General features: G+C 64.4%; 11 protein-coding genes. 2 read left to right on the forward strand and 9 right to left on the reverse strand.

Annotated elements, in window-relative coordinates:
• Positions 1–63 precede the first annotated feature (63 nt).
• Positions 64–339: a hypothetical protein gene (locus tag AC1DX4_RS25315; protein WP_477222899.1), complete on the reverse strand. Its 276-nt coding sequence runs from the start codon at positions 337–339 to the stop codon at positions 64–66.
• 131 nt (positions 340–470) lie between these two features.
• Complete coding sequence (locus AC1DX4_RS25320) at positions 471–1,967, reverse strand: aldehyde dehydrogenase family protein (protein WP_477222900.1); 1,497 nt, start codon at positions 1,965–1,967, stop codon at positions 471–473.
• A 264-nt stretch (positions 1,968–2,231) separates the two neighbouring features.
• Between AC1DX4_RS25320 and AC1DX4_RS25325 the strand changes: the two genes are divergently transcribed.
• Complete coding sequence (locus tag AC1DX4_RS25325; protein WP_477222901.1) at positions 2,232–4,334, forward strand: oxidoreductase; 2,103 nt, start codon at positions 2,232–2,234, stop codon at positions 4,332–4,334.
• 8 nt (positions 4,335–4,342) lie between these two features.
• Positions 4,343–5,881, forward strand: a complete 1,539-nt coding sequence (locus AC1DX4_RS25330; RefSeq protein WP_477222902.1) for a trimethylamine methyltransferase family protein — start codon at positions 4,343–4,345, stop codon at positions 5,879–5,881.
• 24 nt (positions 5,882–5,905) lie between these two features.
• Here the strand turns inward: AC1DX4_RS25330 and AC1DX4_RS25335 are convergent, their stop codons facing one another.
• From AC1DX4_RS25335 to AC1DX4_RS25365, 7 genes are read right to left on the reverse strand one after another with little or no spacing between them, the layout of a single operon-like run.
• Entirely contained in the window at positions 5,906–6,424 is a 519-nt protein-coding gene (locus AC1DX4_RS25335) for a hypothetical protein (RefSeq protein WP_477222903.1), read from the reverse strand.
• 26 nt (positions 6,425–6,450) lie between these two features.
• Positions 6,451–7,131 (reverse strand): TetR/AcrR family transcriptional regulator, encoded by a 681-nt coding sequence (locus AC1DX4_RS25340; protein ID WP_477222904.1) that lies wholly within the window; start codon positions 7,129–7,131, stop codon positions 6,451–6,453.
• 43 nt (positions 7,132–7,174) lie between these two features.
• Positions 7,175–8,737: an ABC transporter substrate-binding protein gene (locus AC1DX4_RS25345; protein ID WP_477222905.1), complete on the reverse strand. Its 1,563-nt coding sequence runs from the start codon at positions 8,735–8,737 to the stop codon at positions 7,175–7,177.
• Position 8,738: 1 nt separating this feature from the next.
• Positions 8,739–9,767 carry an oligopeptide/dipeptide ABC transporter ATP-binding protein gene (locus tag AC1DX4_RS25350; protein WP_477222906.1) on the reverse strand — a complete coding sequence of 343 codons (1,029 nt, stop codon included), beginning with the start codon at positions 9,765–9,767 and terminating at the stop codon, positions 8,739–8,741.
• Positions 9,764–10,729 (reverse strand): ABC transporter ATP-binding protein, encoded by a 966-nt coding sequence (locus AC1DX4_RS25355; protein WP_477222907.1) that lies wholly within the window; start codon positions 10,727–10,729, stop codon positions 9,764–9,766. Before AC1DX4_RS25355 ends, AC1DX4_RS25350 begins: the two co-directional genes overlap by 4 nt.
• On the reverse strand, positions 10,726–11,604 hold the full coding sequence (locus AC1DX4_RS25360; RefSeq protein ID WP_477222908.1) for an ABC transporter permease: 879 nt from the start codon (positions 11,602–11,604) through the stop codon (positions 10,726–10,728). Before AC1DX4_RS25360 ends, AC1DX4_RS25355 begins: the two co-directional genes overlap by 4 nt.
• Positions 11,597–12,547, reverse strand: coding sequence for an ABC transporter permease (locus AC1DX4_RS25365; protein ID WP_064989577.1), 951 nt, complete (start codon positions 12,545–12,547; stop codon positions 11,597–11,599). The genes AC1DX4_RS25360 and AC1DX4_RS25365 overlap by 8 nt, the downstream gene beginning before the upstream one ends.
• Positions 12,548–12,557: the final 10 nt, after the last annotated feature.

The raw sequence follows: 12,557 nt of genomic DNA on the forward strand, positions 1-12,557 counted from the left end.
CGCTTATGTCCGTAAGCTCTCGTGAGGAGACCGGCCTATGCCTGCCATAGACAGATCAGCTGATCATTTCCCGCAATGATGATCGTTGATCTTGTTTATCGCATTCGCGTCCGGCCCTGTCCGGTTGTAGGAGCAGGCGCCTGCCGCCGTCGTGAACAGCTGCTGGTCGTAATAGCGCGGACCGCCGAACAGGAAGTCGATGAGATCATCCTGGGCGGGAACATAGCGTTCCGGCTCGGCCTGGTGGTGGCGATGCTTGGCCCCGGCGAGCGCCGATGAGGACACCATACAGCCCATGGCGAGAGCCAAAGCGCAGATCGCAAACCGTTTCGTCGTCATACGCAACACCCTCCTGGCCGTTCGCATTTCCAATATAGGCAAAAATCGCCAACCGAACAAAGGTTCCCACGCAGCGGTTTGCCTGCCGGCGATTTGCACGCTGCCGGTCGCAGGCCGGCCTCGCCTGAATATCAGTCGGTCTGGATCCAGATGGACTTGGTCTCCAGATACTCATGCAGGTGCTCGATGCCGCCTTCGCGGCCATAGCCGGACATCTTCATGCCGCCGAACGGCACCGCTGGGTCGATGGCATGGTACATGTTGACCCAGACCGAGCCGGCCTTGATGCGCCGCGCCAGCTTGTGCGCGGTGCCCAGATGGGTGGTGAAGATGCCGGCGGCGAGGCCGTAGGGCGTCGCATTGGCGCGCGCCACTGCCTCGTCGAGCGTGTCGAACGGCATTGCCGAAATCACCGGCCCGAAAATCTCTTCCCGCGCGATGGTCATCTTGTCCGACACCGCGCCGAAGACAGTCGGCGCGATGAAGTTTCCGCCATCATAAAGTTCGCCTGTCAGCCGCGAGCCCCCAGTGACCAGTTCCGCGCCCTCGTCGCTGCCGGCCTTGATGTAGCCCTCCACCTTACCGGCCTGCCTGGCATTGATCAGCGGCCCGATTTCGGTCTCAGCCTCGATGCCATGGCCGATGCGCAATTTGCCGGCAAACTCGGCGACGCGGCGCACGAACTCATCGTGGATTTCGCGCGCCACGAACAGGCGCGAGCCGGCGATGCAGATCTGGCCCGAATGCACGAACACCGCCATCGCCGCGACCGGAACCGCCTTGTCGATGTCGGCATCGCGGCAGACAATGATCGGCGACTTGCCGCCGAGCTCCAGCGAAACGCGCTTGAGGTTTGTCACGCCCGCCCGTGCGATGGCCTGCCCAGTAAGCGTCGAGCCGGTGAAGACGATCTTGTTGACGTCGGGATGTTCGGCGAGCCGCGCGCCGGCCTCGGCCCCGGTGCCGGTGACGATGTTGACGACGCCGTCCGGCACGCCGGCTTGCTGCATCAGCCGTGCGATCAAAAGCGGCGTCAGCGAGGCGTCCTCTGAAGGTTTCAGCACGACGGTGCAGCCGGTGGCGAGCGCCGGCGCGATCTTCCAGATCGAGGCGGCGGTCGGCGCGTTCCAGGGAATGATCGCACCGACGACGCCGACCGGCTCGCGCCTTGTGAAGGAGACGATCTCGCCTGGGATCGAATTGTCGATGGATTCGCCATGCAGCGCCGTCGCCATGCCGGCATAGAAGCGCAGCATGCCGATGACCCGGCGGCGGTTGGCCAGCGTGCGCGTGATCGGCAGGCCCATGTCGAGCGTGTCGGAAACGCTGAGTTCTTCCCAATGCGTCTCGAACAGATCGGCGATGCGTAACAGCACGCACTGCCGCTCATAGGGCGAGAATTTCGACCATGGGCCTTCGAAGGCGGCTCGCGCCGCAGCCACCGCCGCATCGATGTCGGCGGCCCCGCCGCGCGGCACGGTGGCCAGCACCTCGCCCGTTGCCGGGTTGAGCGCCTGCATCTCCTCGCCGGACTGCGCCGGAACCCATTTGCCGCCGATGAACATCGGCCGGAATTCGCCATGGTAGAGCGACGTGGCCTTCGCCCTCGGGTCGAAATTCAGCGTCACGGCGTCCTCCTCACGAATTCCGCCGCGACTCTTACTCCCGCCGCCGGCGACCTCAAACAAGGAAAGCTAAAAGGGGCGTTCAGATAATCGGACTGTGCCATGCGAGCGACGTCCCCGACGGTGCCAGCAAGCCCTTGCCAGTGGTTCGCGCCGCGCTCCAAGGTTCGAGCGTCCACCATCCCATGCTTTGGGCCATTGCGTTCTGCAATATCAGCGAATATGCTTGTTGTACGATCGTTCAACAAGCGTGTTTGCGAAGCCCCGATGACCTGCAATCCCCGCTATGAAATCCTGTTCGAGCCGATGCGTATCGGGCCGGTCACCGCGCCGAACCGCTTCTACCAGGTGCCGCACGCCAGCGGCATGACCAACGCCCTGCCGCGCGTGCGCGCCGCCTTTCGCGAAGCCAAGGCCGAAGGCGGCTGGGGCGTGATCTGCACTGGCGCCTGTTCGATCGATCCGAGCTCGGACGACGCGCCGCTGCCTTTCGCCACGCTGTGGGACGACAACGACATCCGCGCCCATGCGCTGATGACGGAGGCCGTGCATCGCCATGGTTCGCTAGCCGGCGTGGAATTGTGGCACGGCGGCGCATCCGTCATGAACAGGACCAGCCGCCTGCCGCCGCTGTCGCCGTCGGGGATTCCCTGGATGGCCACCCATGTCGGCTTCATGGGCAATCTGCGGCCGAAGACGATGGACAAGGCCGACATAAAAGAGGTGCTGCGGTGCCAGGCCGAAGCGGCGCGCAAGGCGCGCACGGCCGGCTTCGACGTCGTCTATGTCTATGCCGGCATGGGCTATCTCGGCTACGAATTCCTGCTGCCCGAATACAATCACCGCAGCGACGAATATGGCGGATCGATCGAGAACCGCGTGCGCTTCGTGCGCGAGATGATCGAGGTCACCAAGGACGCCGTCGGCAAGGATTGCGGCGTCGCCTTGCGCGTCAGCCTCGAGGAACTGCGCGGCCGGCCCGGCCGCAACCAGCCCTCCGAAGCGCACGAGCTGATCGAACTGCTGGCCGACCTGCCTGACCTGTTCGACGTCAAGATGGATTCCAGCCCGACCGACTGCTCGGCGTCACGCTTCACCGGCGAAGGCAGCCACGAGCCGGTGATCGATTTCGTCAAATCGCTGACCAAAAAACCGGTTGTCGGCGTCGGCCGCTTCACCTCGCCCGACACCATGGTTTCGCAGATCAAGCGCGGCGTGCTCGACTTCATCGGCGGCGCGCGGCCGTCGATCGCCGACCCCTTCCTGCCGGCCAAGATCCGCGAGGGCCGCGAGGCCGAGATCCGCGAATGCATCGGCTGCAACATCTGCATTTCCAGCTGGCATGATGGCGTGCCGGTGCGCTGCACCCAGAACCCGACCGCCGGCGAGGAATGGCGGCGCGGCTGGCATCCCGAGCGTGTCGAGCGCACTGATGCACCAGAACGCATCCTGATTGTCGGCGGCGGGCCGGCGGGACTCGAATGCGCCCTGACGCTCGGCCGACGCGGCCATGAGGTGACGCTCGCCGACAGCAGCCGCAACTTCGGCGGAAGGCTGACCTTCGAAAAGACACTGCCCGGCCTCTCGGCCTGGAACCGCGTTGTCGAGTATCGCCTCAGCCGCCTCGGCGAAATGAGCAACGTCTCGCTCTATCCGGAGAGTGTTTTGGGCGCGGACGAGATCATCGACCTCGCGCCGGAGCGCGTGGTGCTGGCAACCGGCGCGCGCTGGACCAGCATGCTCTATTCCTCGCTGGAGATACCGGTCGGCACGCTCGACCACCCCAATGTCTTCACGCCCGACGACATCGCCGCAGGCCGGCTCCCGCAGGGGCCGACGCTGGTCTTCGATTTCGACAATTACTACATGGGCGGCGTCCTCACCGAGCATCTGGCGGCGCATGGCATTTCGGTCAGTTATGTGACGCCTGCAGGCCAGGCCTCCGCCTGGACGATCATGACCAACGAATTGCCGCTGGTGCATCGCGCGCTGGCACGGCGCAAGGTGCCGGTGACGACGCTGCATCTGCTGAAATCCTTCGACGGCGAGACGGCGACGCTGGCGCATCTGTTCACCGGCGAGGAAACCCTCATCGCCTGCCGCTCGGTGCTGATCGTCGGGCTGCGCTTGCCGCGCAACGAGTTGTTCGAGACGCTGACGGAACGCACCAACGATCTTGCGGCCGCCGGCATCAAAAGTGTCGACCGCATCGGCGACACGCTGGCCCCCGGCGCCATCGCCCATGCCGTGCACAGCGGTCACAAGCTTGCTCAGGAGATTGGCGCAAAACGACGCTCGCAGCCCTACCGCCGCGATACGCCGATCGTCGATGCGGTGGCGGATTTCGATATGCGCACGGCAGCCGAATAGGAGGACGCATGGAACGCACCGCCGCACGTCGCAGACCCGGCCGCCCGCAGCGCGAGATCGGTGGCATCGAGCAGCGGCCGTGGAAACAGCTGACGCGCCCCTATGCGCCGATCGAGATCCTGTCGGCCGACCAGGTCCAGACGATCCACGAAATGGGCCTGACCATTCTCGAGGAGATCGGCATGCGCGTGCTGCAGCCGCAGGCGCGGCAGTTCTATCGCGCCGCCGGCTGCGATGTCGACGAAGGCGAGATGCGGGTGCGCTTCGACCGCGCCATGGTAATGGAGCGCGTCGCCATGGCGCCGTCATCGTTCGAATTGCGCGCTCGTAATCCTGAAAAGAACGTCAAGGTCGGCGGGCGGCACTGCATCCTGTCGTCGGTGGGCGGGCCGGCCTATGTCATGGACAATGATCGCGGCCGCCGCCCCGGCACCTATGCCGAGATGTGCGATTATTTGAAGCTCATCCAATCGTTCAACGTGCTGCACCAGGAAGGCGGCGGCCCGTTCGAGCCGCTGGACCTGCACCAGAACACCCGCCATCTCGACCTCTACTATGCCGAGATCACCTTGCTCGACAAGAACTGGCAGCCGCAGACGCTTGGCCGTGGACGCGCCACCGACGCGCTGGAGATGGTGGCGATTTCGCTCGGCACGACGCGCGAGAAGCTGGCCCAGGAGATGCCTGTCTTCACCGGCATCATCAACACCAACTCGCCGCTGCAGCTCGACGAGCCGATGGCCGAAGGGCTGATCACATTGGCCGAGCACGGCCAGGTCAATATCATCACGCCGTTCACTCTGGCCGGCGCGATGAGCCCCGTCACGCTTGCCGGTGCACTGTCGCAGCAGCATGCCGAGGCGCTGGCCGGCATCGTGCTGACCCAGATCGTACGCCCCGGCGTGCCGGTGATGTATGGCGGCTTCACCTCCAATGTCGACATGAAGACCGGCGCGCCGGCCTTCGGCACGCCCGAATACACGCAGGCGGCCCAGATCACCGGGCAGCTGTGCCGGCTGATCGGCGTGCCGTTCCGCTCCAGCAATGTCACCGCCGCCAATTCGGTCGACGCGCAGGCCGCCTATGAAAGCGCCATGTCGCTGTGGGGCTGCCTGATGGGCGGCGCCAATCTCGTGCTGCATGCCGCCGGCTGGCTCGGCGGTGGGCTCACCGCATCGTTCGAGAAACTGGTGATCGATGCCGAGATGCTGCAGATGATGTCGGCCTATTTCGACCCGCCGGTGGTCGATATCGACACGCTGGCGCTGGAAGCGGTGCGCGAGGTCGGCCCGGCCGGGCATTTCTTCGCCGCGGCACACACCATGCAGCGCTACGAGCGTGCCTTCTATTCGCCGATGGTGTCCAACTGGGACAATTACGACACCTGGATGGAGCGCGGCCAGATCACCGCGCGCGAGCGCGCCAACGTCGTGTGGAAGCGCATGGTCGCCGAATACGAACAGCCGCCTATCGACTCCGGCATCGACGAGGCGCTGCGCGACTATATGGAGCGGCGGAAACGTGAGGGTGGCTCGCCGCTGAATTGAGTTTTTGGTGCAATTGGTGGCAGCTCAGATGCCAAGATTCCGAACACGATTCGTCAACATCTGAAGGAGGCGCTTGGTCTCAGACATTTGCGTTATGGTAAGATGCAGGCGGCTTCCGTCCTGTGCGATGCAAACAACTGAAGCCTCTACGTCACTCCATGGATCAGCCGATGCCGACGTAAGGCCGTGCGCCAGACAATTCCGGATCGACCCGGCTTCCGTGATATCGGCAAACAACTGGGCCAGTCGCGGGTCAGTATGATCGGTCGCCTGTTCTGCCGCTTTGCGCCATTGGGAAAGAACTGGGGCCTTCGTCGGTGGCTTGGCTCTGGGGTGGATCACAGCGAGGCGCTCACGCATGGCGGTTTCCAGAAAGCCCCATAGCAGCAGAACTTCGCCGACCGCCGCCATTAGATCCGTCATATTTGGTCCAAGGGTTTGCTGCTCTGCCTTGACTATCGACCGATCATCCTCGGCATCACGATCGAGTTCACAATCGGAGAAGTTATTGCCACACTTCGGACAGGAGGATCTTGAAATCACGGCAGCGACCTTCCCATAAAGTGATGCTAAGACTCGCGCAGCGGCCCCACCTGCCCTTCAAGCATCTCGAACCCCGCCGCCTCCGCGCCCTGCGGCGTCACCACGCTTTCATCGAGACACCATTCGAGCCACAGCCCGTCGACCAAGGCGATGAAATTGCGCGCCAGCGCCGGAGCATCGACTTGCCTTCCGCGCGGCACTGCGACAGCCGCGATGTCTTCGGCAAGCTCCGCCCGGTAGGCGTCGTAGAGCTCGCGATGCGCCGCCTTGAGGCGCGGGTTGACGGCGATCTCGCCCCACAGCGACAGCCAGATCAGCAGGTTCTCGCGGCTGAAATACTCCGGCGAGAAGTTGGAGTGCACCAGGGCGGCAAGTGCGGCCTGCGGCGACCAATCGGAAGTCTCGGCGCGACGGCGCTTGGCTTCGGCGATCTGGTTGTTGACGCTGGCATAGAGCGAGGATTTGTAGACCTCGACCAGCAGCCCGTCGAGGCTTTCGAAATGGTGGTTGATGAGGCCCCGCGAGACGCCGGCCTCCTTGCAGATGCGATCGATGGTGAAGGCGCCGATGCCGCCGACCGACAGGCAGCGCGTCGCCGCCTCGATCAGCATGGAGCGACGCACATCAGCCTGTTCGCGGCTGAAGCGCGGCGGCGATTTCTTGGCGCCGCGCTTGCGTTTTTCAGGGGCTGGTCCTGTGTCCGTCATGACTCCAGCTAAACGATCGTGGCTTTTCTGTCCACGGAAGGGATCACGCCTTCTTCTTGAACAGCACCGGATTGGGGTGGCCGTCTGGATAAATAACCGGGTCGAAAGCGGTCTTGTGGATGGCGACCAGCGGCTGGTGGCAGATGAAGACGAAACCGCCGGACTGCTCCATCAGATCCTCCATGCGGTTGGACAAGGCAATGCGCTTGGCCTCGTCGCTTTCCGCCACCAATTGCTGATAGCTGGTCTCGAACTCGGCGCTGTCGAAGCCGGACCAGTTGTAGGCGCCGATCTGGTCGGGACGGAACCAGACCAGGTTTTCGGACGGATCGATGCCACCGGCGAAATCCATCAACGCCAGATCGATGTTCTTGTAGCCATCGCCCTGCGTCTTATCGCCGACGCCCCAGAAGGCGGCCTCATCATAAGGCTGGATCTCGACCTTGATGCCGGCCTGTTCAAGACTGGCCTGGATGATCTGCGCGGTCGCGGTGCGGATGGAATCGTTCATCACCGTCAGGGTCAATGACAGGTCGCTGACGCCGGCCTCTTTGAGCAGCGCTGCGGACTTCTCATAGTCGACTGCTGCGATCAGATTGCTGGCGCGCGCGAATTTGGTGCCGGGCTGGACGACACCGGTCGAGCGTTTGGTCAGGTCGTCATAGACGCCGGTGAGGACCTGCCCGACATCGACGCCATACTGCACCGCCTGGCGGACCTTTGGATCCTTGAGCCGCGGGCTCAGCATGTTGATCGTCAGCCAGACATAGCGCGTCGATTGCGCCTCGATCAGCGTCGTATCGGCGGGTGGGCTCGCCTTGACCGCCTTGGTCGCCGAAATGGCGATCTTGGTGTAGTCGAAAGCGTCGGCCTCGTAGGCGAGCTGGGCAGCCTGATCGTCCGACACGACATAGATCTCGACCTTGCCGAAATCCGGCTTCGGTCCCGGCCAGTCCGGGTTGGCGGTCAGCGTCACCTTCTGCTTCTGCTGCCAGTCCGAGAAGAGATAGGGTCCGCAGGTCGCCGGCGGCTGTGTGGTGAACTTGCCGCCCGCCTTCTCCGTGCCGGCACGGCTGATGATGTGGCCGCCATAGTAAGGCAGGCTGGTGACGAAGATCGGCTGGTAGGGCTCTTTCAGGTGGATGATGCCGGATCTGGCATCGACAACCTCGACGCGATCGAGTTTTTCGAACTGGTAGGCCCACGGCGATGCCAGAGCCTTGTCGGCGATGCGCTCGAACGAGAATTTCACGTCATCAGCGGTGACCGCTCCGAAACCGCCAGACCATTTCAGCCCGTCGATCAGGGTGAAGGCGATGGTCTTCGGGTCCTTCTGCTCGAGCTTTTCCGCCCCCCACAACGACCAGGGAGAACCCTTGCGGATATCGCCGAAATGGTTCAGCGAGACATAGATGCCGCGCATCATGACATCCTCGATGCCGCCATTCATGAAGGCGGGATCGAGGCACTGAAGATCGCCTTCCATGCGGATGCGCAACGTGTCGCCGGCGGCCGACCAGGCAAAGCCTGGCTTCATCGCCATGCCGGCGCCGAGCACGCCAGCCGCCTTCAGGAATGCACGTCTGTCCATGGTCCATTGTGTCATGTCAGTTTCCCCTTTGGTTTGCGGAAGCGCGTGAAAAGGCTTCCCGTTCTTGCCCGCCTGTCTCAAGCGGGAAATGGCAGCGCACCATCCGATCGGCGCCCATCGGCCGATAGGCCGGCGCCTCGGTCTTGCAACGGTCGCGTGCGATCGGGCAGCGCGTGTGGAACTCGCAGCCTGAGGGACGCCGGAACACGCTCGGTATCTCGCCGGTGACGGCGGGGTTCTGGCTGCGCCGGCGCGGATCGGGGACCGGCTCGGACTGGATGAGCGTCGCGGTATAGGGATGCATCGGTGCCGAAAACACGTCCTGCGTCGGTCCGGTCTCGACCAGCCGGCCGAGATACATGATCGCCAGCCGGTCGCTGACATGGCGGATCATGGCGAGGTTGTGGGTGACGATCATGGCGGCGAAACCGAGTTCGCGCCTGAGCTCGCCGATCAGGTTGAGCACATCGCCCTGCACCGAGACATCGAGGCCGGCGGTCGGCTCGTCGGCGAGCAGCAGATGCGGCTTCATCGCCAGAGCGCGGGCAACGCCGACACGGCGCGCCTGACCACCCGACAGCTCATGCGGGAAACGGTCGACGAAGGACGCGGGCAACCCGACCAGCGCCAGCAGTGCCTTGGCGGCAGCGCGGCGATCCGGCATCGGCAACCGTTGAATGATCTGCGGTTCGGTCAGCAGCGTGCCGATGCGCAGGCGCGGGCTGAGCGAGGCGACCGGGTCCTGGAACATCATCGCCGAGCGCCGCCGCATAGCGCGGAAATCGGCGGGCGTCGCCACGTCCCTGCCCTCGAAGACGATACGACCGGCGCCCGCTCGTATGAGGCCCAGGATGGTGCGCGCAAGCGTCGTCTTCCCGGAACCGGATTCGCCGACCAGCCCAAGCGTCTCGCCCGGCATCAGCGACAGCGTCACGCCGTCAATGACGTTGAAGCCCGGCAGCGGGAACGGATTGATCAGCCGGTTGAGCAAGCCGCCCCTGGTGAAGCTCACGGAGAGGCCCTCGACGGCGAGCAACGGGCTCATGGCGTCACCGCGTGGCAGCGCGCGACATGGGCCGCGGCGAGCTTGACCAGTGGTGGCGCGATGGAACCACACGGCGCGAAGGCGCGGTCGCAGCGCGGTGCGTAGACGCATCCGATCGGCGGCTGGGTCAGGTTGGGCAGTGATCCCGGAATGGTCGGCAGCCTGTCCAGCCTTTCGTGGAAACGGGCGGGATCGCAGGCGAGCAGCGCTTGCGTGTAGGGATGCTGGGCATCGTGAAAAATCGCGTCGACCTCGCCGCCCTCGACCACCTCGCCGGCATACATGACATAGACGCGGTCGCAGAGCTCGGCGATGACGCCGAGATGATGCGAGACGACGATGATGATGCCGTTGTAGTCGCGCCGGAGTTCGCGCAGCAGATGAATGATCTGCGCCTCCATGGTGACGTCGAGCGCTGTGGTCGGCTCGTCGGCGATGAGCAGGCCGGGATCGGTCAGCAAGGCGGCGGCAATGGCGACGCGCTGGCGCATGCCGCCGGACAGTTCGTGCGGATAGCTCTGCATGCGCCGTTCGGCGTCCGCGATGCCGACCCGGCCGAGCATGGCGGCGATGCGCGCCCGCTTCTGCGCCCGGCCAAGATCCTTGCGGTGGTGCTGGAAGTCGACGAGCTGGTCGCCGATGGTCAGCACCGGATTGAACGCCGTCATCGGATCCTGGCTGACCAGCGCGATCTCGTCACCGCGCAGCAGGCGCTGATGGTGCGCGTCGAGCTTCGCCAGGTCGACGCCATTGTAGTGGATCGACCCGTCGACGCGGGCGTTCGCCGGCAAGAGATTGGCCAGAGCAGTGACCAGCGTGGACTTGCCGCAACCGCTCTCGCCGACAATGCCGATGACCTCGCCGGGATGCGCCTCGATGTCGACATGGCGTAGCGCGTGCACCGCGCCATGCGGCGTCTCGTAGCGGACGCTGAGATCGCTGGCGGCGAGCGAGCCGGTCATGCCGGCCTCCGCAATTGCAGGCGCGGATCGAGATAGTCGCGCAGGCCTTCGCCGAGGAAGGTGAAGCCGAGCGTCGCCAGCACCAATGGCAGCCCGCCGAAGATGACCATGAAGGGAGCGGCGCGGATCGAGGTGTAGCCGTCATAAAGGATCGAGCCCCAGGACGGCGTCGGCGGCCGCACACCCAGGCCGAGGAAACTCAAACCGGCCTCGACCATGATGACGACCGGAATGTCCATCGACAGAAGGATGATCAGCGGTCCCACCACATTGGGCAGAAGGTGGATGAAGATGATGCGCGCGGCACTGGCATCGATCAGCCGTTCGGCGAGGATATAGTCGCTGTTCTTCAGCGCCAACGTCTGCGCCCGGATCAGCCGGGCATAGCTTGGAAACGAGGTCGCGGCGATGACGATGATCAGCGTGCCGGTGCCGGCGCCGAGCACGGTGATGATGGCGAGCGCGAACATGATCATCGGCAGCGAGTTCAGGCTGTCGAACGTCAGCACCAGGATGGCATCCAGCCAGCGCGGGCCGTAGCCGGCGATCAGCCCGAGCAGCAGGCCGATGGCGCCGGCGATGGCCACCGACACAATGGCGATCGTCAGCGCCGTGCGCGCGCCGTAGATGACCCGCGACAGCAGATCGCGGCCGAGATGATCGGTGCCGAACCAATGCTCCACCGATGGCGGCTGCAGCTTGTGCAACACGTCGATCTTGACCGGCGAATAGGGCGCCAGCCATGGCGCAAAGACGGCGGTGACGAGGAAGCCGGTGACCAGGATCAGCGCCACGCAGGTGAACGGATCGGCAAGCAATGCGCGCAGCAGCGGAAACCGTTGTCGGCCCGGAACGGACAACGAGGCATCAGCCACGGAAGACATCGCGCACCCTCGGATCGAGCCGCGCGATCAAAAGATCGGCGGCAATGGTGATGGAGACGTAAATGGCGGTCATGATCAGCACCGTGCCCATAACGACCGGATAGTTGCGGGTGTTGACGGCGTCGGTGATCAGCTTGCCGATACCGGGCCGGGCGAACACTGCCTCGACGAAGACGGCGCTGGACAGGATGCTGCCAAGCCCGACGGCGACCAGCGAGATGGTCGGGATGATGGCGATGCGCAGCGCGTATTTGGAGACGATCTTCCACTCAGGCAGACCAAACGATCGCGCGGTGCGGATGTGCGGTTCGCCCATCACCTCCATCATCGAGGCGCGCACCATGCGGGCGATGTAACCGATCCAGCCGAGCGCGATCGCCGCCGCCGGCATGACCAGCGCCTTGGCCTGGCTGACGAAGTCGCCAGCCTCGCCGGCGCCGATGGCCGGCAGCCAGCGCAACGTGACGGCAAACAGCAGCAGCGAATAGATGGCGACGACGAAGGACGGCACGGCAATGACACCGACCGAGAGCACGCCGATGACGGCATCGGCCGCCGTACCGCGCCGCATCACCGACAGGCAGCCGAGCGGCACGCCGATAAGGAGCGCGACGGTAAGCGCCGTCAGCCCGAGGATCAGCGTGTTCGGCAGCGCTTCCAGCACCAGTGTGGAAACGGGCCGGTTCGACCACACGTCATAACCGAGATTGCCGGTGAGCGCGTTTCGGAAGAATTCGATGATCTGCCACCAGACCGGCTGGTCGAGGCCCATGCGCTCGATCAGCAGCCGCTTCAGTTCCGGCGTGGCACGCGGGCCAAGCGCCACGGTTGCCGGATCGCCCGGCACCAGGAAGACAGCCGCATACATCGCGACCATGACAAGCACGAGGATCAGGAGGCCGAGACCGATGCGCTTCACTGCATATGCAAGCATGGTCTCCCCT

The organism is Mesorhizobium sp. P3_A8, assembly GCF_056402995.1.

Excerpts from the sequence above, each read along its gene's own strand:
- AC1DX4_RS25325 (WP_477222901.1), top strand. The coding sequence starts at position 2,232 with ATGACCTGCAATCCCCGCTATGAAATCCTGTTCGAGCCGATGCGTATC.
- AC1DX4_RS25345 (WP_477222905.1), bottom strand. The coding sequence starts at position 8,737 with ATGACACAATGGACCATGGACAGACGTGCATTCCTGAAGGCGGCTGGC.
- AC1DX4_RS25350 (WP_477222906.1), bottom strand. The coding sequence starts at position 9,767 with ATGAGCCCGTTGCTCGCCGTCGAGGGCCTCTCCGTGAGCTTCACCAGG.
- AC1DX4_RS25355 (WP_477222907.1), bottom strand. The coding sequence starts at position 10,729 with ATGACCGGCTCGCTCGCCGCCAGCGATCTCAGCGTCCGCTACGAGACG.
- AC1DX4_RS25330 (WP_477222902.1), top strand. The coding sequence starts at position 4,343 with ATGGAACGCACCGCCGCACGTCGCAGACCCGGCCGCCCGCAGCGCGAG.
- AC1DX4_RS25340 (WP_477222904.1), bottom strand. The coding sequence starts at position 7,131 with ATGACGGACACAGGACCAGCCCCTGAAAAACGCAAGCGCGGCGCCAAG.
- AC1DX4_RS25365 (WP_064989577.1), bottom strand. The coding sequence starts at position 12,547 with ATGCTTGCATATGCAGTGAAGCGCATCGGTCTCGGCCTCCTGATCCTC.
- AC1DX4_RS25315 (WP_477222899.1), bottom strand. The coding sequence starts at position 339 with ATGACGACGAAACGGTTTGCGATCTGCGCTTTGGCTCTCGCCATGGGC.